Raw genomic sequence first — 22705 nt, 5'->3', positions numbered from 1 at the left:
AAATATCCGACAGCCAGAAGAAAAAATGCCAGTCAGGCTTAACTGACTGGCATTACCGCTAAGCGGGGTTTTTTATTTTGCTGTGTGATACTCAAATTTTCTTCAGTACGGCTGGAATAGCGACTTCCGGCACCGTCACACCCGGTATCTGCGTACCGCGGCGGTCTTGAATCCACATATCACCCATCATCTGGTTTAATCCACGGTCCAACCCGGTCACTAACCCGGCACCTGGCGTAAACGTCAGCTCGCCAAAGTAAATCCGATCACCATCGATATACCAGTCCACACGCACATAATCAAAATCGCTCGCCAGGGTTTTACTGAGCGCTAATGCGTGCTGTAACTGCGCCATTTGTGGATTCACATCCAGCCCGGTATCGCGAATTTTGTGGTACGCCTCATTGAGGTTGTTCACATAAAAATTCATCGACAGTAACGGGTTACATCGGTTGTAAATCACCTGCAGCACATATTCAAAGCTGCCGTCACGCTTGTTGAACATGTGAAACTTGTAATCAATCGGCGCAGTTTTGCCATCACCAATGTACTGCTCCACCAGGATACGCGGCTTGATGTAGCGATAGTGAATCTCACGCGCTTCATTGGCAAAGTCGGTCTTCAACCAGCGATGGCAGTCACTGATAATTTTCTGCTTCTTCAGCGCATCCGGCTCTTCCAGCAGGATTTCCACCATATTGGAGCCGTGATTGGGCTTAATTACCGTGTTCTTCCAACTCGGCAGCGTATGCAGCGAGTGCGGGTCGCTGGTCTCATACACCAATGGGATCAGGTATTCGCTGCCCACTTTCTCGGCGATGTATTCGCGCACCGAATATTTATCCGACAGGCGGCCATAGATTTGGTAATCGCCAAAAACGAATTTCCGGTACAGCACCTTCTCATTAAACACTTTCGGTTGACGCAAATTGGGCAGTTTACGGAATTTATGAAAGTAATAGATGCGGTCCTGGTAAGCCCAGGGCATCTTCTTGATGAAGTACTGGACACTTCTTCTGAGTTCATCTTTCAACTTGAGCATATCGGACCTCATTTGTAGGTTTTGTAGTTGAGTGAGGAAACTTGAATCTTCTGAATGACGCCGTTATTGAAGAAGTAATTCATTACGGTGAGGGACAGAAGTTCAGAGATGAAGACGCTCCAGGCGGCACCCATGATGCCGTAGCCCTGGATCAGCCACCACGACAGCGGCAGACTGATCACCATCAGGCAGATGATCTTCTTCAGCAGATAGTTAAATCCGCCCTCTTTCACCATGTAGCGATACGCTACGGTCCCCATTGCCGAAAAGCAGGTTGCTAACGACAGTAACGTAATGAGACTCCCTGACTGTGTGTACTCGTGACCATACAAAGCGATGATGATTTGCTCGCCATACAGCGCGATCACCGCTAACAACAACAATGAAACACCCATGACATAGCCGTTCAGCCGCGCAGTGAGCTTGATGGCGGCTGCTCCGCGCTCCCGGAAGATCTCCGAGAAGCAGGAAGTGATGATGGCAACCGGAATGAATATCCAGGACGCCGAAATGGTATTGGCGGCAGCAAACAGGCCGAGATCGCGAGCGGAGGCTATACCCGCCAGAAACATCTGGGCCGCCTTAACCTGCACGGAAATGAAGATGCTGGAAATTGCCAACGGTAAACCGGCGTACAGCAGATAACGCAGGTAGGTATTGCGCTTCTCCTGCGGTGGCGCCATGTCCTGGTTTTCGCGGTAAAAGTTAGACCGTTTAATGACGTACGGCACCAGCGTGACCATGACAATCGACAGCGTCAGCCACAAGGGATTGAGATGCAGCCAGGCAATGGCGAAACTCAGGGTAAAGCCCAAGAGCAGGCCGACCGAGTTGGCCACGGTATTAAGTCGGGAAGCCAGACGCGCATTGTTATAAACGCTGAACGTATCCTGCGTCACAAAAACGGAGGAGATAAACGAGGCCAGGGCAAATGCGAGGAAATTTTCCTGCATGTTGTACCACACCCAAATCAACACCGGGATGGAGGTCAGCAACAACAAGACCAACCGCATGGTGCGGGCCACCGCCATCAGCCGCAGGCCTTTCGGCGCACTTTTGCTGATGCGTTTGAACAGGATGGTTTCGGTACCGAAAATCGCTACGGTCTGTACCATCGAGAACAACGAGGTTGAAAACGCCATCTGACCGAATATGGTCGGGCCAAATGACTTCGCCACGTAGGAGGTCACAAATATGACGCCAAACACCGAGACGATCTTCTCAGACATCATCCAGGCGGCATTAGACATTACGCTCAATTTCATCGACTGATCCTTAGTATTACTTACAGCAACTGCCTTTCGGTACAACGTCCTTGAAATGAATTAACAAGCGCTCAGTGGGCCTGACTTAAATTAATAACTTCAAACCAAACTGGTCCGAAAAATGAGACTCCCGTCAGGATTCTTTGAATGAATTCAGGAAAATTCCGATTAAACCTGGTGCGAAACTCTGCGGATGTAAACGATTTCAGCCTGAATTCGAAGCAAAGGTTTACTGGCACACCCTGTGATTTTCACAAACAGGTTATGCCGTATTTCCAATGATTGTAGTATTTTTCTGCATTTGGGATGGAATGAATCTATATCAAAAACCCAAAGCCAGGAAGGCGTTCAATGACATTCAGAATAAAATAAGATTTATCCCATGATGATATTTATTCTAAATAACTTAATTTAAACCTCGCAATTCTAATCGCGCACTTTAATACTGCATTAATACTCTTTTTGCAGTACCAGATATTAATACAGTAATTCTCATCCACTAATTGATAAGAAAGGTAAGAGCATTTATGAGAAAGTCACGATATAGCGAAGAGCAAATCACAAATGCCATTAAAGCTTCTGAAACGGGAGTGAAAGTCAGGGAGATTTGTGAAGAGCTTGGCATTTCCGAGGCCACCTTCTACAGCTGGAAGAAAAAGTTCTCTGGGCTTTCTTCAGAAGAAGGCAGAAAAATCAAAGAGTTGGAGGATCAACTACAAAACCTTACCCGTGAACTGCAGTCGTTGAGTTCCGATAAAGAGATGCTGCAAAGCGTGCTGAAAAACTTCTTCACTACAAATGAGAAGCGGCAAGCCGTTAACTTCCTTCAAACCACCTTCGACATTGGAACGCGTCGCAGCTGTCGTTTGCTGGATATTAGCCGCAGCGTTTACCACTATCCTTCAGGCTCCGATAATCGCTAACACCATTAAGACCGTTGTTATTTGACTTAATGCTGAGATTTGTTCTTACCAGAAGAGATGAAGATCATTTAATTCGGCGTTCGTAACATAACAATTCGCACCAATTTTTCCTGATGAATATCATCGCGGATTTGCTTCCTTTTTTGCGGTAAAATTGATTCACATCAGCAAAAGTCTCGCTATTCAAGCCTTTCATACGCAGCCCAATCTCATTACGGTGAGATTGGCGCTTCGTTTTATTACTTAATTGATATTAATGATCAGGACTGAATACCGATAAATCTGTTAAGCCATCATGAACAACGACATGTAATCGCCCTCACAGAAACTATTATTTTTTTTGGACCTGTCACTTCAGGTGATGATCACAGCTCACTATTTTGCCAGAGTGATGCGCTGATAATCGCACCAGGATTGTTCCGGATTAGAAACGTTATCACTCCTAAACAATAACAGTAAAAAATGGCGACTTATGGGAAATATCGCCCGTTAATTCATCGCTGTGTTTAATCATTTTTTCATGCAAATTCAGCGGATGTTTCTCAACACCGGTGCAGCATCTTGAGAAAATGGTGGCTTAAAGCGGTGATTTTCAGTGCCAAATCGCAATAAAAATGCAGATAGAACACCTTTTTAACCCTCCCGAAGCCGTTTTTTTTACCCTTCCCCGCGGGTTATCACCTCGTTTCCACCCGCTGGAGTGACAGGATTGCCCCCCTGAATGCAACATGAGTTATGACAAAGTGGGGTAAAAACAGGCAAGGATAAGCGAGGGAAAGTTATATCGCGGTGGTGACTGAGGATATAAATGGCGAAGAGGAGCGCAAAACAGAGGGGGCAAATTCCTAAAAAAACTGAAGAAAGGGCTGCTGAGCCCCTCTACTCAGCAGCCAGAAATTCATGTTAAAGCGCGCTGACTTTCGGCTGCGGTTTAATACGCATGGCATAGATTACGCCAACGATGAGACAGCCAATACCAATGCCAGTGAGCAGCGGCGGCCAGCTCTGTCGCCAGAGGAAGGTCCACAGCAGACCCGCCAGCGTTTCGAACACAATCAGCGGCCCCATGATGACCGTTGGCACACGCTGGCTGGCCGCATTCCAGCATAGCGTGCCTAACCATGAACATATCAGCCCAATCGCCAGCATGATGAGGAGAAAACGCGTGGGCTGTGGGCCAAATGGCAGAGCGAACTCAGGCTGCTGCCAGTAAAGTTGACCGCACACGAATAAATAGAACACCAGCGCCAGCGGTAAGGTCACCAACCCTTGTGCCGTTGCCCAGCTACCGGCTTTATGCTGTGGATGCGCGCGCAGCCAGATGCCATTGCGCAGCGGATACCAGGTCCAGCAGGCGACCGCTAAAATCGCCAGTAACAGCCCTGTCAGGTAGCGCGACCAGTCAAATTCCGGTCCCTGCATTTGCATCTCAGCGGCATTCACGCAGCCCAGGCCAGCAGCAATAATCAGTAGCGCCGGAAAGAGTTTACGCCAGGAAAGTCGCCCTTCAAGATGGCCGTAGCAAAGGTTGGCCGTCACGGTGATGACCACCGGCAAGGTGCCAATTATCATGGTCGAGATGGGCGCACCGGTGCGCTGGATAGCGCTGGCGAGGCAGGCGTAATAGAGCAGATTACCGACCAGCGATAATTTCAGCGCCTCCAGCCAATCTTTGCGCGCCAGTTGTTTAAGACGGCGGCGATCCAGCCACGCCAGCGGCAAGACGACCAGACCGAATGCCACATAGCGTCCGGCTGATTGTAGGGTGCCCGGATAGTCTGGGATCAACAGTGGGCCGACAAAAATCAGCCCCCACATCAGTCCTGCGGCAAGTGCAAATACGATTCCAGCAAACATTCTCTTTTCCTTTATGACCTTTCCGCCGCAGTGTGGCGTAACCGGATAATAAAGGCTTGTAGCAGATTGCGGTTAACGTGAGGGGAAAACTTGCTTTTGATAACGCCCTGGCGTGATGCCATAACGGTGAGCAAACGCGCGCGTGAGGTGTGCCTGATCGGTCAATCCAACAGCCGCCGCTACCGAAGCCGCGCTTTCTCCCATTCCTAAACGTTGCTTGGCTTCGAACAGGCGAAAGGCCATCAGCATCTGATGTGGCGTAACATGGAAGTGGTGTTTAAAACTGCGGAGAAAATGCCACGGCGACAAAGACGCCAGGGCGGCCAGCTCATCAAGACGAACCGGCTCCGCCAGGTTTTCACGCAAATAGGCTTTTACCGCATCAAAGCGATGGGCGCCCTCTTCGGGTCGGGATTTTCCCTGATGTGCCAGCGGGCGTAATAGCTCCAGCAGTTCCAGCAACAGACTCTCGCGTTCCAGCGCGCTGGTGGATTGCCACATCTGTGCCAGTCGCTGGGAAAAGGGCTGCGCCAGGCGGACATCTGTGCGCAGCGCCTCACTAAACCACCAGTGACGATCGCCGGTAAGCCGCTCCATCTCCTGCGGATCAATATAGATCATGCGATAACGCCAGCCCTCATCACAGGCCGATTCCCCGGTGTGCAATTCATCAGGGTTCATCATTACCAGTGAATGCTGCGGTGCCGTATAGTGCGTGCCGCGGTAGCGAAAACGCTGTGCACCCGATTCAATGGTGCCGATACCGAAGGCTTCATGGGTATGCGGCTCAAAAGCGTAACGCGAGATGTGCGCCTGATACAGCTCGATACCCGGCAGTTCAGCAAAATGCTGGAACTGCGCCTGATCGCACTTATCAGGAAAGATTTCCGGAACCACCTTCACGTCACACCTCCTAAAAACAGGTTAATTAGCATGCGCGGCGGCGAGCTGAAATGCAAAACAGATTTGCTTTACCTGCATGCGTAACAATCGCGATACTGTCATCCTCTATATAAAGGAGGCAGTGATGGCTAATCGGGTTGTCGTGGTAGTGGATATGCAAAACGGCGTGCTGGCTTCGCCACGTTTTGATCGTGACGGACGTTGTCAGCGCATCAATCAACTGACGGCAGCGGCCGATCAGGTGATTTTCATTCAGCACGTTGAGCCAGGCCTCGAAGTAAACAGCGAAGGTTGGCAGATCGTGCCGGAATTGGATCAGCCAGCCAACGCGATCTACGTTAACAAGACCGCCTGTGACAGTTTTTGGCAAACCGACCTGGCGGCTCAGCTTGATCAACATGGCATTGAGAGCTTTGTGATTTGCGGCTGCGCGACCGATTACTGCGTGGATACCACCATCAAAGTGGGTGCCAGCCTGGGCTATCACATCACCGTTGCCGCCGATGCGCATACCACCGCTGACCGGACTTACGTTTCCGCACAACAGCAGATCAATCAGCACAATGAAATCTGGGCGGATTTGATTCTGCCGGGCAACCCGGTGTTAGTGCGTGATACTGAGGTAATTTTGCGGGAGTGGCGGCCGCATTAGCAGTCACTTTGCCGGGCAGAATTGTCCGGCTTCCATTATGGGCGGCATTCAGCAGCTAGATTTTACGCTTCCATTGATAACGGTTTGATCCTGCCAGCTGTTCAATCAGCCCCTCATGCTCCGCACGCTGCAACCATTCAGTCAGCTGAATCTGATGCAGACCGGTTCGCAAGCCCAGATCTTCAATCGTGACCGGATAGGCGGCCAGTGCAGGCAATTGCGCCTGAAAAATCAGGTAAAAATCGGATGGATGCCAGATTCCTTCTGGTTCCTGAGCCACATTAGCATCCGCGATCTTGTCGGGCATCGTGTGCCATGCGCCGCTCAATAGATCATCCTGCTGGTAAGGCTGATGACGATGAGTCGTCATCCATTGCGCAACATCAATGTCATCGGGGTGAGCAGCGCACCATTGCCCACCCTGTGTGACCAGTTGGGCGTTGCTGGCCTGTACATCGTCGGTCGGCTTAACCCACAACGGTACCCATTTCTTGCGCAGATTCTCTTCCGCACCAGCCAGCGTACCGCCCTTGTGACCCGCGTGTACGACCAACGCACTCTTCGCCAGGCAATAAACATATCGATTGCGCGCCATCGCGTGACCCACAGTAAAGCCTGCTTCCGGATAGAAAGGCGAAAGCAGCAATAACTTTCCTGCCATGAGACCTTTACGCCATTTGGCGCTGGTCGCAGCGGTGAGCAGACTATCACTGAGAACACCAATGACGGCTCCGTTATGTTGCAAAGCGCCCAGCATCGCGGCTTCATCAATGCCTCGTGCACCACCCGAAATCAGATTTATATTCGCAGAGACAATTCTTGCCGCAACCTGACGACTGAACGTTAAATCCCGCTCGCTGGCATTTCTTGACCCAACCACCGCAAGGCCTGGGTGATTTAACAGAGTGATATCACCACAGCCGAATAGCACCGGCGGCGCGTCAGTGCGCAGCTGTTGCTTTAGCAGCCTTGGATATTCAGCGTCAGAACGTGTTAACACCCACAACCCCGCACGCTGCCAGCGTTCAATCGCTAACGCCAGGCTATGTCCACGGCTCAGTAGCGCTTCAATACGCTCGCGCGTGATATGAGAATCAACCCAGCTGGCTAGCATGACATCAGCACCAGAGCCGAGCAGATCGGCGGGTGTTGCAGATTGTTGTTTCAGCCACAGGGCGAATCGCCCCCATTCAGCATTACCTAGCGGCTTCACCTCATCCTCACTCTGGCGCGAGAAGTCGCTGGTTAACAAAAGCGTTGCCTGTGCAACAGGAGATAAATTCATCACTCTTTCACCGTTGAGGTTGCCAGCGCCAGTGGATAGACAATGCCGCTACCCGCTTGCTGAAGCAGGGCTGCAGTCACTGCCATCGTCCAGCCTGAATCGACAATATCGTCTACCAGTAACACGGCAGTGGCAGGCAGGTCAGCGCTGGTGGAAAATGCGCCATCCAGATTACGACATTGATGGAAGCGATTATTCTGCAGACGTTGCTGAGGGTTATCTTTCACTTTCTGCAGTGCATCGACAAAGGGTATGCCGAGTCGCTGTGCCAATCGGCGGGCAAAATCCGCTACCAATTGAGGCTGACGCAACGACGGTACGCAGCAAACCCACCGTGGAGCAGGTGCTGGCTGCCAGCGCTGTTCAATCATTTCCACTATGGCAGCAACCAGTTCATCACTGAAATGACCGGCTGCTTTCTCGGCCACTACGCGAGATCCCCATCCGGCATCTCCCCAGCGCGAAAGCACCCGACCTTCCTGCGCACGCAGAGCGGCAGGTAAATTGCCGCGAAAACCGTACTCTTCAAATGCCTGAGCAGCCACCTGAATTTTGGGCAAAATCACCGTTTCGGCGCGCTGTAGAAAGGTCGCTGCCTGATGAGCCAGTGTCGCATCCACCTGCGGGTCAATCAAAGGTCGACCGAGGCAGCTGGCACATTTGCCACAGGATACGGGGTCTGTGTCATCCAGTGATAATCGCAGAAACGTCATCAGGCAACTGCGCTGTGAGATATAACGCTGCACCTCCTGCCACTCTTGCTCGCGCTGTTGCGTCAGATGCACGATACGTTCGCGATCCAGCAGATAAGCGACCGGCGTTCTCCGCCATTGGGATTTGACCTTAATCACCGGAGCAGGATTCTCAACGCTGAGCAATTTCAGCACTTTTTCAATTTGCCCCTGGCGCAGATTGGTCTGCTGTTCGATATCACGAATCGACAACCCATCACTCTCCTCCAGCAGTTGCAAAATATCATATACCTGAGTTTCTGCTGGAAAAGCAGACTGCCGGAAAAACTGGTGAATATCGCGATCTTCACCGCCTGACATCAGCACGCCAACCGCATGGTCGATGCCACGTCCTGCACGCCCTACCTGTTGGTAGTAAGCAACAATGGAAGCGGGTGCCTGATAGTGCAGCACGAAGCTCAAATCAGGTTTGTCATATCCCATTCCCAGTGCGGTGGTCGCCACCAAAACTTTCAATTGGTTAGTTAGCAGCAAGGTCTCAAGGTGTTGACGATAGTCGTTGCTGCTGTCGAAACCAGCGGCCTCAACGCTGCCATGATAGGCGCGCGCATCAATGTGCTGCGTGCGTAACCAGGCCGCAACCTGCTCGGCATCCCGCACGGTGAGCGTATAGACGATACCGGTTCCCGGAAGAGAGGGAATGACCTGCGCCAGCCAGGCAAGGCGAGAGGCCTGATTCGGCAAAATGAGCGTTTGCAGCGCCAGACTTTTACGAATCAGCTCACCGCGCTGAATCACAATGTCGCCCATCTGTTGCTGTATATCTGCAACGACACGATTATTGGCGGTAGCGGTGGTGCCGAGCACTGGCGTATTCGCCGGTAGTTGCCGCAAGATGCTGACAATGCGCCGATAATCAGGACGGAAATCGTGCCCCCAATCGGAGATACAGTGCGCCTCGTCAATCACCATGAGCGCGATACGGTTGGCAATCGGCTGCAGTACGGTTTCGATGAATTGATCATTGGCGAGACGTTCTGGAGAGATGAGTAAACAATCGACCTGATTGTCCAGCACCCGTTGTGTCACTGAAGACCAGGCACTGCTGTTCGAAGAATTGAGGGTTTCAGCAACAATACCCAGTCGACGAGCCGACTCAATTTGGTTACGCATCAGCGCCAGTAGCGGTGAAACAATGATGGTCGGACCCATACCGCGATCGCGAAAAATTTTGGCGCTGATAAAATAGACGGAGCTTTTACCCCATCCAGTGCGCTGCACCACCAATAATTTCTGTCGATGATTGACCAAAGCATCAATCGCTTCCCACTGCCCACGACGAAACTGAGCCTGCTCATCCGCCAGTGCGGTTTTTAATAACACTTCTGCCTGATGCTGTTTCATTATCACTCCTTGATGGGAAATGCGTCCCTTCTTTTGATTGAGAAACCTGAGAGCCAGATACAAAAAAGCCCCGTAAAACGAGGCCTTAGCGAGTAGTTATGCGTGAGCGTTGACTCAGAACGGGATGTCGTCGTCAAAGTCCATTGGCGGTTCGTTGTTCGCCGGTGCGCTCTGCTGCTGCGGACGCTGTTGTGCGCCGCCGCTGAACTGGTTGCCGCCCTGAGGCTGCTGCTGAGGTTGCTGTGGCTGGCCCCAACCGTTGTTATTGCCGCCGCCCTGGCCGCCCATCGGTGCGCCGCCTGCGTTCGCGCCCTGCTGACGTCCACCCAGCATCTGCATGGTGCCGCCAACGTTAACAACCACTTCGGTGGTGTATTTTTCCTGACCGCTCTGATCCTGCCATTTACGGGTACGCAGCTGGCCTTCGATGTAAACCTGAGAGCCTTTACGCAGGTATTCACCCGCCACTTCAGCCAGTTTGCCGAACAGCACAACGCGGTGCCATTCAGTGATCTCTTTGTTTTCACCGGTTTGCTTGTCGCGCCAGCTTTCCGACGTGGCCAGCGTAATGTTGGCTACCGCGCCACCATTTGGCATGTAGCGCACTTCCGGATCCTGACCCAGATTCCCGACAAGAATCACTTTGTTTACGCCACGACTGGCCATGTTGCTGTCTCCCGATGAGTTGATGCTAAAAGTCTAAGCCAAAAATTGTATCACGTCACAATGACGGTGCCCACTTCAGAGCAGGCTCGCAATTTTTATTTGGCACACAGAATAGCAAAAACACTGGATATTTATTCAGTTTATTTTTTGTGCCATACTAACGCGTTTCTGCTGGTCATGCTGGCAAGGCATGGCGAGTGTTGTTCAATCCGGGAAAGGTGAATGGATAAGATCGAAGTCCGCGGTGCTCGCACCCATAATTTGAAGAATATCAACCTGATCATCCCTCGCGATAAGCTGATTGTGGTCACCGGTCTGTCGGGTTCCGGTAAGTCTTCGCTGGCGTTTGATACGTTGTATGCCGAAGGTCAGCGTCGCTATGTTGAATCGCTCTCGGCCTATGCGCGCCAGTTTCTTTCATTAATGGAGAAACCGGACGTGGACCATATTGAAGGTCTCTCGCCCGCTATCTCTATTGAGCAGAAATCCACATCGCATAACCCGCGCTCGACGGTCGGGACCATTACCGAAATCCATGACTATCTGCGTCTGCTGTTTGCCCGTGTGGGTGAGCCGCGCTGCCCGGATCACGATGTTCCGCTGGCAGCACAGACCGTGAGCCAGATGGTGGATCAGGTGATGGCGCAGGAAGAAGGCCGTCGTCTGATGCTGCTGGCACCCGTGGTGAAAGATCGCAAAGGCGAACACACCAAAACGCTGGAAAACCTCGCGGCGCAAGGCTACATCCGCGCCCGTATCGATGGCGAAGTCTGTGATCTCTCCGATCCGCCAAAGCTGGAACTGCAGAAAAAACACACCATCGAAGTCGTGGTGGACCGCTTCCGCGTGCGCGATGACCTGGCAACGCGCTTAGCCGAATCCTTTGAAACCACGTTGGCACTGAGTGGTGGCACCGCCATCGTCGCCGACATGGATGACAGCGATGCCGAAGAGCTGCTGTTCTCGGCTAACTTTGCCTGCCCTATTTGTGGCTACAGCATGAGTGAACTGGAACCGCGCCTGTTCTCGTTCAACAACCCGGCTGGTGCCTGCCCAACGTGTGATGGGCTCGGCGTGCAGCAGTATTTCGATCCCGATCGGGTGGTGCAGAACCCTGAACTGTCACTGGCTGGCGGTGCAATTCGTGGCTGGGATCGCCGCAACTTCTATTACTTCCAGATGCTGCGCTCGCTGGCAGAGCATCTGGATTTCGATGTCGAAGCGCCGTTCAACAGCCTGAGCGACAAAGCGCGTGAAGTGATTCTGTACGGTTCCGGCAAAGAGAGTATCGAATTTAAATACATCAACGATCGGGGCGACACTTCGGTACGTCGTCATCCGTTTGAAGGTGTGCTGCACAACATGGAACGCCGTTATAAAGAGACGGAATCCAATGCGGTGCGTGAAGAGTTGGCGAAATTCATCAGCAACCGCTCCTGCACCAGCTGCGAAGGCACACGCCTGCGCCGTGAAGCACGCCATGTATTTGTTGAGAATACCAACCTGCCGACCATCTCTGATATGAGTATTGGCCATGCCACCGACTTCTTCCGCAATCTGAAACTGAGCGGGCAGCGTGCGCAGATCGCCGAAAAAATCCTGAAAGAGATCGGCGATCGCCTGAGCTTCCTCGTTAATGTCGGTTTGAATTATCTGTCGATGTCGCGTTCCGCAGAAACCCTCTCTGGCGGCGAAGCGCAGCGTATTCGTCTGGCAAGTCAAATCGGTGCGGGTTTGGTGGGCGTGATGTATGTGCTGGATGAGCCCTCAATTGGTCTGCATCAGCGCGATAACGAACGTCTGCTTGGTACGCTGATTCACCTGCGCGATCTCGGCAACACCGTGATTGTGGTCGAGCACGATGAAGATGCGATTCGCGCCGCTGACCACGTGATTGATATCGGTCCTGGCGCGGGTGTGCACGGCGGTCAGGTGGTGGCTGAGGGTGACGTGAATGCCATTATGGCTAACGAAGCTTCGCTGACCGGTCAGTATCTGAGTGGCAAGCGCGAAATCGCCATTCCGCAACAACGCGTGAAAGGCGATCCGGCAAAAGTGCTGAAACTTACCGGTGCGCGCGGCAACAACCTGAAAGACGTCACATTGACGATTCCGGTGGGTCTGTTTACCTGTATCACCGGTGTATCCGGTTCCGGTAAATCCACGCTGATTAACGATACGTTGTTCCCGATTGCCCAGCGTCAGCTGAACGGCGCGACCACCACGGAGGTGGCACCTTATCGCGAGATCGCCGGTCTTGAGCATTTCGATAAAGTCATCGACATTGACCAGAGCCCTATTGGCCGTACGCCGCGCTCGAACCCTGCTACTTACACCGGCATTTTCACCCCGGTCCGTGAGTTGTTTGCCGGTGTGCCGGAAGCTCGTTCCCGTGGCTACAATCCAGGACGCTTCAGCTTTAACGTGCGCGGTGGACGTTGCGAAGCCTGCCAGGGCGATGGCGTGATCAAGGTCGAAATGCACTTCCTGCCGGATGTGTATGTGCCGTGCGATCAGTGCAAAGGCAAACGCTATAACCGCGAAACGCTGGAGATTAAATACAAAGGCAAAGGCATTCACGAAGTGCTGGATATGACTATCGAAGAAGCGCGTGAGTTCTTTGATGCTGTCCCTGCGCTGGCGCGTAAACTGCAAACGCTGATCGACGTGGGCTTGTCCTACATTCGCCTCGGTCAGTCTGCAACCACGCTGTCAGGCGGTGAAGCGCAGCGTGTGAAACTGGCGCGTGAGCTGTCGAAACGCGGTACCGGGCAGACGCTCTATATCCTTGATGAGCCAACCACGGGTCTGCACTTTGCTGATATTCAGCAGTTGCTGGAAGTGCTGCATCAGCTGCGCGATCAGGGCAATACCATTGTGGTGATTGAACACAACCTCGACGTGATCAAAACCGCTGACTGGATTGTCGATCTCGGCCCAGAAGGTGGTAGCGGCGGCGGCGAAATCCTGATTTCTGGCACGCCAGAAACCGTGGCGGAGTGTGAAAAATCCCACACCGCTCGCTTCCTTAAGCCGATGTTGAAGAAGAAGTAAAATTGAAGGCCCGCAGTGCGGGCCTTCTTATTTCTTTCAATCCACAGACGCCGCACTCTCTAGTTTACTCGCTGAATATTGCAGTCAGTCGGGCCTGATACCTCGCTGTCAGATTCCGCAGCAAAATGCAGAAACAGGCAAGAATCAGACAACTTCAGGCATATACGCATCTCATCCTGCTGACTATCCTTACACAGTTCCTTTTTGGCGTAGCTCGTTACGCCTTTGTCCCTTCAGCTCGCTGAACGGGATCCCGCAAAACACTCACGACACACCCGATTGGAGACACCATGAATATTACGCATGCCTATGCCGCACAGGACGCGAAAACTAAACTCGCCCCGTTCGACTATAAGCCGCGCGAGCTGCGCGCTCATGATGTGCAGATTGAAGTGTTGTACTGTGGCGTTTGCCACTCTGACCTGCATCAGGCGCGCAACGAATGGAAAAACACCATCTTCCCGGTGGTGCCAGGCCATGAGATCGTTGGACGCGTTACCGCCGTTGGCGGCCACACTCACAAATACAAAGTGGGCGATCTGGTCGGTGTCGGCTGTATGGTTGACTCCTGCCGCAGCTGTCCAAGCTGCCAGGAAGGACTGGAGCAGTATTGCGAAAACGGTTTTGTTGGCACCTATAACGGTGAAGATCGCGAAACCGGCGCCATCACCTACGGCGGTTACTCCACCAGCATGGTGGTTGATGAAAGCTTTGTGCTGCGCGTGCCGGAAAACCTTGAGCTGGCAGGCGTTGCCCCGCTGCTGTGTGCCGGTATCACCACCTACTCACCGCTGCGTCACTGGAACGTCGGTCCAGGTAAGAAAGTGGGCATCGTCGGTCTGGGCGGCCTCGGCCATATGGGCGTGAAAATCGCGCATGCGATGGGTGCGCATGTGGTGCTGTTCACCACCTCACCATCGAAGATTGAAGACGGTAAGCGCCTGGGTGCTGATGAAGTGGTGATTTCGAAAGATGCTGATCAAATGGCGCAGCACAACAACAGCTTCGATTTCATCCTCAACACCGTGGCTGCTCAGCACGATCTCAACCCGTTTATTGCCCTGCTGAAACGCGATGGCAACATGACGCTGGTGGGCGCGCCAGAGCACGATCATCCGGCTCCACAGGTCTTTAATCTGATCTTCAAACGTCGCAGCATTGCCGGTTCACTGATCGGTGGTATCGCTGAGACACAGGAGATGCTGGATTTCTGCGGCAAGCACGGTATCACTTCAGATATCGAGCTGATCGCCATGAACCAGATTAACGAAGCCTACGAACGTATGCTGAAAAGCGACGTGAAATACCGCTTCGTGATTGATATCAACACCCTGCGTGAAGAGTCAGCAGCTTAATTAGCGCGCGTCTTCATCATGGCTGACGCCCGCCGCACGCGTGGCGTCAGCCTGTTGCCAGGAAGCTTCCACCAGATAATAAATCTGCGAATCCTTCAGCGAGCCATCCAGCCACAGCGTACTCCAGTGCGACTTATTTAAATGCTCACTCGGAAACACATCACTGTGCTCTTCGCGCAATAAATCGGCCAGCGCAGGCGAGGTTTTCAACGACAGCGCCGGACGCCCTTTCACCTCATGCACCATGGCAAACAGTACGCCTTCGCTTTTTACCTGTGTGGCATCCCATTCATTTTTATAGCTCTGCTCCGCACCCGGCTTACTCATGCAGTAGGTGAGGAGGTCCGAAATGTTCATTGTTTTATTCCCCCTATGGAATGGCAAAAAAATGCCAACATAATGAATACACATTTAGTATGACTCATAAAAAACAATTCGCTCCAGATAAGTCGTCTAATCTCAAAAAATCAGAATAAATAGTGCCTCATGAAGTTTTTGTTTAATTTAGAAAATGATATCGCAGAAGATGCGCATACGAAAAAATTTATAAAAAAAACACAATATCTTTGAGGTTTATTTAAAAGTAAGCAACAATCTTAAAGTTTAAACCTTCAAAAAACACCCTGTACATAAAAACAGTATTTTGGTATAATAGAATAGGTAATTCAATAAGTTTATGTGAAATGAAAGAAATTGAAATAAAAACTCGCTTAGTAGAATTTCTTCTTGAATTCGGAGATACAGATGCGATTTTATCCTCTGAGTTCCGTTTTAATTTTGGCTCTCGCAGAGCTGACTTAATTTCATTGCATGAGAACATGGCAACATCCTATGAAATTAAAGGGGCTTCCGATAACACTTCTAGGCTTGACTATCAAATACTTAGTTATAAAGACTATTTCGACTATTGCTACGTTGTTTGTGAAAAAGAGAACTTGAAATCCATTAGAGATATCTTACCTCGTAGCATAGGTATAATTGTTGTTTATGATAATTTCTGCAAAGCAGTGAGAAAGCCAATTCAAAATAAAAATCACAGTAAAATAATGCTTGCTAGTACACTATCAGTTGAAGAACTCAAATATTTAACCAAATATAAATTGAAGCTATCAAAATATGAGCTTTGCTTAACACTTTCATCACAAAAAAGCCTTAAATTTATAAGAGATACATCTAGAAAAAGCCTACTTAAATATTCAGAAAATCGTTTTAAAGTTTTTAAATCGGAGATAGGTAATAAAATATCCTCCGACGACATCCTTACAATCACCAGGATGCCATCAGATAAGATATCAAAATTTATTTCTTAACATAACTCGCGTGCTCATATAATAGTTCATCCTAACAGAAATCCAAAAAGATGGGCTAATCCCTGAGGGTTCATCATTTGAAGCTTTGTTTATTTCACTATCAGCCCAAGATCCTAAATTTACATACCTTTTATCTTCAAGGACTTTTTTCGCACAAAGTGAATAACTTCCTTTGTCACGTCTATATCTTTTATAAAAAAACTTATCATCCAACGCAATATCGATTCTAGGAACAAAAGTCCCGCCTCGAATTTCTACTTGTTCAATGTTAATTGAAGCATAATCGCCATATTTAACAGGATATTCCCTAGAAACGGAATGAAAAATTCTTTCCTCCACTATTGGAACATCACCATGATCATCATTTCCAATTGACGCAGGAGATAATGGGAACGATGTTGATACTATGACAATAGTGTCGATCTTATGAGAATATTCCTCGATATTTTTACATGCATAAATAAGTGAGTCACTAACATCATACATGTTTTCAGAAGAAACTTGCTCAGCATCGAATATAATAATTAGCTTACAACCCAAGCTTAACTGATTGACAATTGGATTTATAAATTTTTTATAATCTTCCAAATCATGAGGAACACGCAATGCTAAATATTTTTTTTCTTGTGATACCAAATTAACAAACTTTTCAGTATCAGATAGATCATCCTCATCATAAATATGGATCATTGGAATAATATTAAGATCTGAATATAGCCCAATGAAATAACGCCACTCCCTAAACCCATCATTTTCATCAAGTAATTGTTCAATCTGAGGATTGATGTATTTTTCATTAGATGTCAAGTCAAGAATAAATGGCCTATCCTTCTGAACATCTCTAATGGATGACATTTTACGATGAATATCACCATCAGGAGCAACAGTAGTTTTACGAGATTTAGTTAATTCGTATATTGGAAGTGTATGGGAAAAGGTCCTATCATCTAAATTCGAGATAGCCTTCAATTCCGCATCACGAGTTTTAAGTAGAGGAAAATATATAAATTTATCCATGTTATAAATTATGCCCCTTATAGCCTAACTGCTTAGCTCTTAAACGAACTGCCATGGAAGAAACCTGAAAATATAAAGCAATATCCTCTACAGTTTTTGACTTCTCATTGATAAAATTATGAAAATCAGTCTCTGGCATTAATAGTTCGGCAGCAAATTTATTTGCCTCAGTTTCAATTTTATTTATCTTACCATCTCTAAAAAATACTGAATCATTGAATTCATCCGATATTATGGTATGTTTTATGAAATGAGCCAATTCATGAGCAATGGTGAAACGTTGCCTATGTGGATGATGTAGAGAATTTATAGTCATCACCCATACTCCATCTTTTCCACGTTTCAGAGAGCCTGACTCATCTCCTTTCATTGGTTCCATTCTCATGGTAATACCAAGCAGTTTAGTCAAAGAAGAAACATCTAGAGGTATTACTCTGATATTGTTTTTATCGGCAAAATCGAGCAACTCAGCTGGCGAGTTCAATGTATATTCATTTAACGGAGATTCGTTAAGTGATTTAACTTTCTCCTTCATTTTTCCTTTAAGAAATGCCATGCGTTCTGTCTCCCAAAACTAAATCTGCGCCTTCATTGTCAACTTCATCTCTTTCTGAAAGTTCCTGCATAATGATTCTTAAACTTCTACTAAATTCTGAGCTATCACTCTTCAATTTCTTTATTATGAATTCATCACTTTCCAAGCGAGCTAATATTTGCTGCGCAGCATCAATTAAACCTGAGAAATCCTCTTGCATATCTTTGATTTTAGGATTCATAACAAGATCTGTTTTTTTGTTAACTACATCAATTAAAAAATTACTAAACATTGTGCTATCAATATATTTTTTCATTTCGATAACTGCTTCGGCTTTTGCCTCTTCTCTAGCTTTATTTATTGAAGATGTTTTAATTATAAAGAAAGAAAATGCTGCAATAATTCCGTTAATAGCAATTAATGACGTAATTATAACCTGATAAAGGTTACTCTGAAATGACCAAAAATCATCCAAGCTCAATATAGTCCCTGTAGATACCATTTCACCGATGTTATGTAACATTAATGGATCTTTGATAGACTCTGGCTTTTTAAGTATATAACTATCCGCCATGCCAATGTATTTATAAAATGCAGGGCCTAATATTAAATGAAAGAAAAATAGCAAAAAAAGTAGAGTACTAAGGCAACAGAATATTATCGTGGCGAAAGTAACGCTTCTTGCATGAAATCCTTCGGTAAAAGGCTTAGAATTATTGCTACTTTGAATAGGTAAATCATCAGCTTTGTTTGTCATAATTATGAGGCCTATTTAAAACAACTCAGAAATCAAATTAAGTAAATTCCAGCATTAGTAGATATTATGTCATGGTGGATTAACTTGAATGATAAGTAACAGAGTATTTCAACATTGTTAATACATTATCATTCCTGATTATTTTACGCCACAGACATTACTCAAAAAACTTATAAATTTCGGAATACCAGTATCTTAAGATCTTACCCCATCCAAAATCTCATCAAATCTACATACTACTTTCTGCCTTTTAGCCGACGTCCGCACACCATATCGCTGCGCATCGTAGAGTTCAATTCCTAAACAACGCAATAACGCTAAGGTGTGTTGCAATTGTAAATGCTTCAGCCCGGTACACTGATTGGGCGCCCCTGTACGATGCCCAGCATTTTTGCCTTCAAGCCGTAACATTTGATTAAACCACAGAAAAATCCCTAACGTCATGACAACGTTTAAGTTTTCAGCAAGTCAGCCAAAGGTAAAGGCGATGGCACCCGATTACGCGCATAAAAAAACCGCCAGCCCGGAGGCATGACGGTTTTCTCGTGCTGCGTAGTGCGTTACATCACGGCAGCAAAGGCTTCAGCCACCTGGTTAACGTTACGGCTGTTGAGGCCAGCCACGCACATACGGCCGCTGGCAATCAGATACACGCCGAACTCATCACGCAGACGGTCAACCTGCTGCGCACTTAAACCGGTATAGCTAAACATACCGCGCTGCTTCAGCAGGTAATCAAAGTTTTTGCCTGGCAGCTTGGTGCTTAATACGTTGACCAGCGTCTGGCGCATTTCGATGATGCGCAGGCGCATGGCTTCCACCTCGGCCAGCCAGTTGTTCAACAGTGCTTCATCGTTCAGTACGCAAGAAACCACCTGCGCACCAAAGTTTGGCGGGCTGGAGTAGTTGCGACGCACGGTGGCTTTCAGCTGACCCAGCACGCGTGCAGATTCTTCTGCGCTCTCGCACACGATGGACAGGCCGCCAACGCGCTCGCCGTACAGCGAGAAGATTTTCGAGAATGAGTTGCTGACCAGTGCTGGCAAGCCTGCAGCCGCAATCGCGCGAATCGCGTAAGCATCCTGCTCCATACCGGCACCAAAGCCCTGATAAGCGATATCGAGGAACGGAATCAGTTCCTGCGCTTTCAATACTTCGGTGGTTTCATCCCACTGTGCGTTCGTCAGATCCGCACCCGTCGGGTTGTGGCAGCATGGGTGCAACAGCACGATAGATTGCTTCGGCAGCGTTTTCAGCTTGGCAATAAACGCATCAAACTTCACGCCGTTGGTCTCTTCGTCGTACCACGGATAAGTCTGTGCGTCGAAACCGGCACCGTTGAAAATTGCGATGTGGTTTTCCCAGGTCGGATCGCTCACCCAAACATTTGAGTTCGGGAAGTAACGCTTGAGGAAATCCGCCCCTACTTTCAGTGCACCGGAGCCACCCAACGTCTGGATGGAAGCAATGCGGCCGGCCTTCAGCATCGGGTGTTCTTTGCCAAACAGCAGCGGTGCAATCGCATTACGGTATGGGCCCAGGCCTTCCATCGGCAGGTAAAGTGACGCCTGATGCGGTTGCGCCTGCAGGCGTTCTTCTGCGGCAGCCACGGCTTGCAACTGAGGAATGATGCCCGCCTCGTTGTAATAGAGACCAATGCTCAGATTCACTTTATTGTCGCGTGGGTCCTGTTTGAAGGTTTCCATCAGCGACAGAATTGGATCGCCAGCATAAGCATCAACGTTTTGAAACACGGTGCAGATCTCCATGATTGGTCATAAATAGTCGGTAAAGAGGCGTCATCAAACCATGTAGCGGCCGGGACGATGATTCATAGCGATGATGAGATTGAGGATCACCGCGCCCGCAATTGAGGCCAAAAGTATCGGTAGCGACACCACGAAAAGCGAAGCGAGTACCACGCAGGTATCTACCGCCATTTGCAGTTTGCCGGCGCGCAGACCGATGCGGTCCTGCAGCCAGAGTGCCAAAATATTGATACCGCCGAGACTGGCTTTGTGACGAAACAACACTATAAACCCAATCCCCATCACCACGTTACCGAACAATGTCGCATAAAACGGATTTAGCGCAGAAAAATGGATGAACATCGGATGCAAGTGTGTGAACAGTGAAACCAGCCCCACCGCGCAGAACGTTTTAATCGTGAATTCCCAGCCCATGCGGCGCACTGCCAGCCAGTAAAACGGCAGGTTAATCAGGAAAAATGCGCTACCAAAAGAGAGGTGCGTCAGATAGCTGATTAAGAACGCGATACCTGCAGTGCTGCCAGTCAGCGCGCCCGCCTGTTTCAGCATCATCACGCCAAAGGAAACCATTAACGTGCCGAGCACTATCGCCAGCGCATCTTCAATACGTGAATGAGGAATTTTAGTGGGTTGAACAACGTTATCCATGGAGTAATCTCAGTGCAAATGATGCGGTTCAAATGCAAAAAACGCACCACATAGGCGGCGCTAAGTCGCCACCTATGGGGTACCAGCGATTATCCAATTGATATCTAAGGCGCTTTTATTGCAGGTTTTTGTGCATCAACCCAAGCTTCAATCGTTGATTCATGCACAAATCTGTTTTCTGGTGCGCGTTGTTTGCATTCAATGTGCGTTAATTGCACCAGATTAGCACATCATGCACTTTTTTGGCGCGTTTTGTGCTCGGGGATAATCATCAAGCCGTTCTCTTTTAAACGGCTCAACACCACGGAGGTTTTCACATGGGCCACACTCTGATGGCCAGCCACCAGCTGACTGATCAACGCACTCAGCGAGGCTAAATCAGCCACGGCCACTTTCAGCAGATAATCAGCATCACCGGTGGTTTTAAAGGCATCAACAATCGCATCCTCCTCTGCCACCATGCGATGGAAACTCTCTTCATAATCTGGCGTGTGATTCTTTAAACGCACTTCAATCAAGCCCACCATGCCAAGACCCACCGCGTCCGGGGAGAGCCGTGCGTGATAGCCGAGGATGAGGTTTGCCTGTTCGAGATTGATGCGGCGGCGTGAACATTGAGACGCCGAAAGACCGACTAAATCACTGAGTTCCTGATTGGTAAGGCGGCCGTTAGATTGTAATAGTGTCAATATCTTAAGGTCGTAATCGTCTACCTGAGTCATTCTGCTTCCACAGCGTTATAGGGTGCGCTTTGGTACAGATAACCTGATTAAAGCCAAGGTTGTCCAACACTATTTTCTGATGACGTGAAATGCATGCACAAATCGTGCATGCATCTCGTTGGAAAGGATTATTCGTCGTCGTAAGACGGCCCTGCGTAGTTATCAAAACGCGACCACTGGCCATTGAAGGTCAATCGTACTGTGCCGATAGGGCCGTTACGCTGCTTACCGAGGATGATCTCGGCGATCCCTTTAAGATCGCTGTTTTCGTGATACACCTCATCGCGATAGATGAACATAATCAAGTCAGCATCCTGCTCGATCGAACCCGATTCACGCAGATCCGAGTTCACCGGACGTTTATCGGCGCGCTGCTCCAGTGAGCGGTTAAGCTGCGACAACGCCACCACCGGAACATTCAGCTCTTTCGCCAAAGCCTTGAGCGAGCGCGAGATCTCTGCGATCTCCAGCGTACGGTTGTCCGATAGCGCCGGCACGCGCATTAACTGCAGGTAGTCGATCATGATCAGGCTTAAACCGCCATTCTCACGAAACACGCGGCGCGCGCGCGAACGCACTTCCGTGGGCGTCAGACCAGAAGAATCATCGATAAACATGTTCTTCTTCTCAAGCAGGATGCCCATGGTGGCAGAGATGCGCGCCCAATCTTCGTCTTCCAGCTGGCCGGTACGAATGCGCGTCTGGTCCACGCGCGACAATGACGCCAGCATACGCATCATTAGCTGTTCGCTGGGCATCTCCAGACTGAAAATCAGCACCGGTTTGTCTTGTAGCATCGCGGCGTTTTCGCACAGGTTCATGGCGAAAGTGGTTTTACCCATCGACGGA

20 protein-coding genes are annotated in these 22705 nt (G+C 49.3%); 5 read left to right on the top strand and 15 right to left on the bottom strand.

Annotated elements, in window-relative coordinates; all coding sequences use genetic code 11:
- Nucleotides 1-91 precede the first annotated feature (91 nt).
- Nucleotides 92-1042 carry an ATP-grasp fold amidoligase family protein gene (locus RT340_RS12455; RefSeq protein WP_034826903.1) on the bottom strand — a complete coding sequence of 317 codons (951 nt, stop codon included), beginning with the start codon at nt 1040-1042 and terminating at the stop codon, nt 92-94.
- An 8-nt stretch (nt 1043-1050) separates the two neighbouring features.
- Nucleotides 1051-2307: a polysaccharide biosynthesis C-terminal domain-containing protein gene (locus tag RT340_RS12450; RefSeq protein ID WP_058960083.1), complete on the bottom strand. Its 1257-nt coding sequence runs from the start codon at nt 2305-2307 to the stop codon at nt 1051-1053.
- 527 nt (nt 2308-2834) lie between these two features.
- On the opposite strand from RT340_RS12450, the gene RT340_RS12445 reads away from it, so the two are divergent.
- Nucleotides 2835-3230, top strand: coding sequence for a transposase (locus tag RT340_RS12445; RefSeq protein WP_097118957.1), 396 nt, complete (start codon nt 2835-2837; stop codon nt 3228-3230).
- 903 nt (nt 3231-4133) lie between these two features.
- Here the strand turns inward: RT340_RS12445 and RT340_RS12440 are convergent.
- Together RT340_RS12440 and RT340_RS12435 are read right to left on the bottom strand one after the other, a co-directional pair.
- Nucleotides 4134-5087 carry a DMT family transporter gene (locus RT340_RS12440; RefSeq protein ID WP_058960082.1) on the bottom strand — a complete coding sequence of 318 codons (954 nt, stop codon included), beginning with the start codon at nt 5085-5087 and terminating at the stop codon, nt 4134-4136.
- 72 nt (nt 5088-5159) lie between these two features.
- Nucleotides 5160-5990, bottom strand: a complete 831-nt coding sequence (locus RT340_RS12435; RefSeq protein ID WP_211729079.1) for an AraC family transcriptional regulator — start codon at nt 5988-5990, stop codon at nt 5160-5162.
- Between the two features lie 124 nt (nt 5991-6114).
- Between RT340_RS12435 and RT340_RS12430 the strand changes: the two genes are divergently transcribed.
- Nucleotides 6115-6642, top strand: coding sequence for an isochorismatase family protein (locus RT340_RS12430; RefSeq protein ID WP_097118954.1), 528 nt, complete (start codon nt 6115-6117; stop codon nt 6640-6642).
- A gap of 55 nt (nt 6643-6697) precedes the next feature.
- Here the strand turns inward: RT340_RS12430 and RT340_RS12425 are convergent, their stop codons facing one another.
- The 3 genes from RT340_RS12425 to ssb1 form a co-directional block, all read right to left on the bottom strand.
- A complete protein-coding gene (locus tag RT340_RS12425) occupies nt 6698-7927 on the bottom strand; it encodes a DNA-processing protein DprA (protein WP_097118953.1) in 1230 nt (409 codons plus the stop codon).
- A complete protein-coding gene (locus RT340_RS12420; RefSeq protein ID WP_211729078.1) occupies nt 7927-10023 on the bottom strand; it encodes a RecQ family ATP-dependent DNA helicase in 2097 nt (698 codons plus the stop codon). The genes RT340_RS12425 and RT340_RS12420 overlap by 1 nt, the downstream gene beginning before the upstream one ends.
- A gap of 114 nt (nt 10024-10137) precedes the next feature.
- Entirely contained in the window at nt 10138-10689 is a 552-nt protein-coding gene (gene ssb1, locus RT340_RS12415) for a single-stranded DNA-binding protein SSB1 (protein WP_034826920.1), read from the bottom strand.
- Nucleotides 10690-10911: 222 nt separating this feature from the next.
- On the opposite strand from ssb1, the gene uvrA reads away from it, so the two are divergent.
- Both uvrA and RT340_RS12405 read left to right on the top strand, forming a co-directional pair.
- On the top strand, nt 10912-13743 hold the full coding sequence (gene uvrA / locus RT340_RS12410) for an excinuclease ABC subunit UvrA (RefSeq protein ID WP_211729077.1): 2832 nt from the start codon (nt 10912-10914) through the stop codon (nt 13741-13743).
- A 290-nt stretch (nt 13744-14033) separates the two neighbouring features.
- Complete coding sequence (locus tag RT340_RS12405) at nt 14034-15098, top strand: NAD(P)-dependent alcohol dehydrogenase (RefSeq protein WP_034826924.1); 1065 nt, start codon at nt 14034-14036, stop codon at nt 15096-15098.
- Here RT340_RS12405 and RT340_RS12400 read toward each other — a convergent pair whose 3' ends face one another.
- Nucleotides 15099-15455: an MmcQ/YjbR family DNA-binding protein gene (locus tag RT340_RS12400; protein WP_160834076.1), complete on the bottom strand. Its 357-nt coding sequence runs from the start codon at nt 15453-15455 to the stop codon at nt 15099-15101. It lies immediately after the preceding gene.
- A gap of 326 nt (nt 15456-15781) precedes the next feature.
- Here RT340_RS12400 and RT340_RS12395 point away from each other — a divergent pair, with 326 nt between their 5' ends.
- On the top strand, nt 15782-16408 hold the full coding sequence (locus tag RT340_RS12395) for a sce7726 family protein (protein WP_211729076.1): 627 nt from the start codon (nt 15782-15784) through the stop codon (nt 16406-16408).
- On the opposite strand, the gene RT340_RS12390 is transcribed toward RT340_RS12395, so the two are convergent.
- From RT340_RS12390 to RT340_RS12360, 7 genes are all read right to left on the bottom strand, one after another.
- Nucleotides 16391-17425 carry a beta family protein gene (locus RT340_RS12390; RefSeq protein WP_211729075.1) on the bottom strand — a complete coding sequence of 345 codons (1035 nt, stop codon included), beginning with the start codon at nt 17423-17425 and terminating at the stop codon, nt 16391-16393. The genes RT340_RS12395 and RT340_RS12390 overlap by 18 nt on opposite strands.
- A 1-nt stretch (nt 17426) precedes the next feature.
- A complete protein-coding gene (locus RT340_RS12385) occupies nt 17427-17981 on the bottom strand; it encodes an ImmA/IrrE family metallo-endopeptidase (RefSeq protein WP_211729074.1) in 555 nt (184 codons plus the stop codon).
- Nucleotides 17968-18717 carry a hypothetical protein gene (locus RT340_RS12380; protein WP_211729073.1) on the bottom strand — a complete coding sequence of 250 codons (750 nt, stop codon included), beginning with the start codon at nt 18715-18717 and terminating at the stop codon, nt 17968-17970. The genes RT340_RS12385 and RT340_RS12380 overlap by 14 nt, the downstream gene beginning before the upstream one ends.
- Nucleotides 18718-19277: 560 nt before the next feature.
- Nucleotides 19278-20471 carry an amino acid aminotransferase gene (locus RT340_RS12375; protein ID WP_097119024.1) on the bottom strand — a complete coding sequence of 398 codons (1194 nt, stop codon included), beginning with the start codon at nt 20469-20471 and terminating at the stop codon, nt 19278-19280.
- Nucleotides 20472-20519: 48 nt separating this feature from the next.
- Complete coding sequence (locus tag RT340_RS12370) at nt 20520-21134, bottom strand: YitT family protein (RefSeq protein WP_034826930.1); 615 nt, start codon at nt 21132-21134, stop codon at nt 20520-20522.
- A 230-nt stretch (nt 21135-21364) separates the two neighbouring features.
- Nucleotides 21365-21856 carry an Lrp/AsnC family transcriptional regulator gene (locus RT340_RS12365; RefSeq protein ID WP_034826932.1) on the bottom strand — a complete coding sequence of 164 codons (492 nt, stop codon included), beginning with the start codon at nt 21854-21856 and terminating at the stop codon, nt 21365-21367.
- A gap of 128 nt (nt 21857-21984) precedes the next feature.
- The coding region (locus RT340_RS12360; protein ID WP_313376258.1) for a DnaB-like helicase C-terminal domain-containing protein at nt 21985-22705 on the bottom strand (721 nt) is incomplete at its 5' end.

The sequence above is a fragment of the Pantoea sp. CTOTU50773 genome (assembly GCF_032082325.1).
GTDB lineage: Bacteria > Pseudomonadota > Gammaproteobacteria > Enterobacterales > Enterobacteriaceae > Pantoea > Pantoea communis.
Note: the sequence above shows the minus strand (reverse complement) of the source record. Positions and strands in the feature narration are given on the sequence as shown.

Excerpts from the sequence above, each read along its gene's own strand:
- RT340_RS12385 (WP_211729074.1), bottom strand. The coding sequence starts at position 17,981 with ATGGCATTTCTTAAAGGAAAAATGAAGGAGAAAGTTAAATCACTTAAC.
- RT340_RS12395 (WP_211729076.1), top strand. The coding sequence starts at position 15,782 with ATGAAAGAAATTGAAATAAAAACTCGCTTAGTAGAATTTCTTCTTGAA.
- RT340_RS12365 (WP_034826932.1), bottom strand. The coding sequence starts at position 21,856 with ATGACTCAGGTAGACGATTACGACCTTAAGATATTGACACTATTACAA.
- ssb1 (WP_034826920.1), bottom strand. The coding sequence starts at position 10,689 with ATGGCCAGTCGTGGCGTAAACAAAGTGATTCTTGTCGGGAATCTGGGT.
- RT340_RS12390 (WP_211729075.1), bottom strand. The coding sequence starts at position 17,425 with ATGGATAAATTTATATATTTTCCTCTACTTAAAACTCGTGATGCGGAA.
- RT340_RS12450 (WP_058960083.1), bottom strand. The coding sequence starts at position 2,307 with ATGAAATTGAGCGTAATGTCTAATGCCGCCTGGATGATGTCTGAGAAG.
- RT340_RS12420 (WP_211729078.1), bottom strand. The coding sequence starts at position 10,023 with ATGAAACAGCATCAGGCAGAAGTGTTATTAAAAACCGCACTGGCGGAT.
- RT340_RS12400 (WP_160834076.1), bottom strand. The coding sequence starts at position 15,455 with ATGAACATTTCGGACCTCCTCACCTACTGCATGAGTAAGCCGGGTGCG.
- uvrA (WP_211729077.1), top strand. The coding sequence starts at position 10,912 with ATGGATAAGATCGAAGTCCGCGGTGCTCGCACCCATAATTTGAAGAAT.
- RT340_RS12405 (WP_034826924.1), top strand. The coding sequence starts at position 14,034 with ATGAATATTACGCATGCCTATGCCGCACAGGACGCGAAAACTAAACTC.
- RT340_RS12430 (WP_097118954.1), top strand. The coding sequence starts at position 6,115 with ATGGCTAATCGGGTTGTCGTGGTAGTGGATATGCAAAACGGCGTGCTG.
- RT340_RS12380 (WP_211729073.1), bottom strand. The coding sequence starts at position 18,717 with ATGACAAACAAAGCTGATGATTTACCTATTCAAAGTAGCAATAATTCT.
- RT340_RS12425 (WP_097118953.1), bottom strand. The coding sequence starts at position 7,927 with ATGAATTTATCTCCTGTTGCACAGGCAACGCTTTTGTTAACCAGCGAC.
- RT340_RS12445 (WP_097118957.1), top strand. The coding sequence starts at position 2,835 with ATGAGAAAGTCACGATATAGCGAAGAGCAAATCACAAATGCCATTAAA.
- RT340_RS12455 (WP_034826903.1), bottom strand. The coding sequence starts at position 1,042 with ATGCTCAAGTTGAAAGATGAACTCAGAAGAAGTGTCCAGTACTTCATC.
- RT340_RS12370 (WP_034826930.1), bottom strand. The coding sequence starts at position 21,134 with ATGGATAACGTTGTTCAACCCACTAAAATTCCTCATTCACGTATTGAA.
- RT340_RS12440 (WP_058960082.1), bottom strand. The coding sequence starts at position 5,087 with ATGTTTGCTGGAATCGTATTTGCACTTGCCGCAGGACTGATGTGGGGG.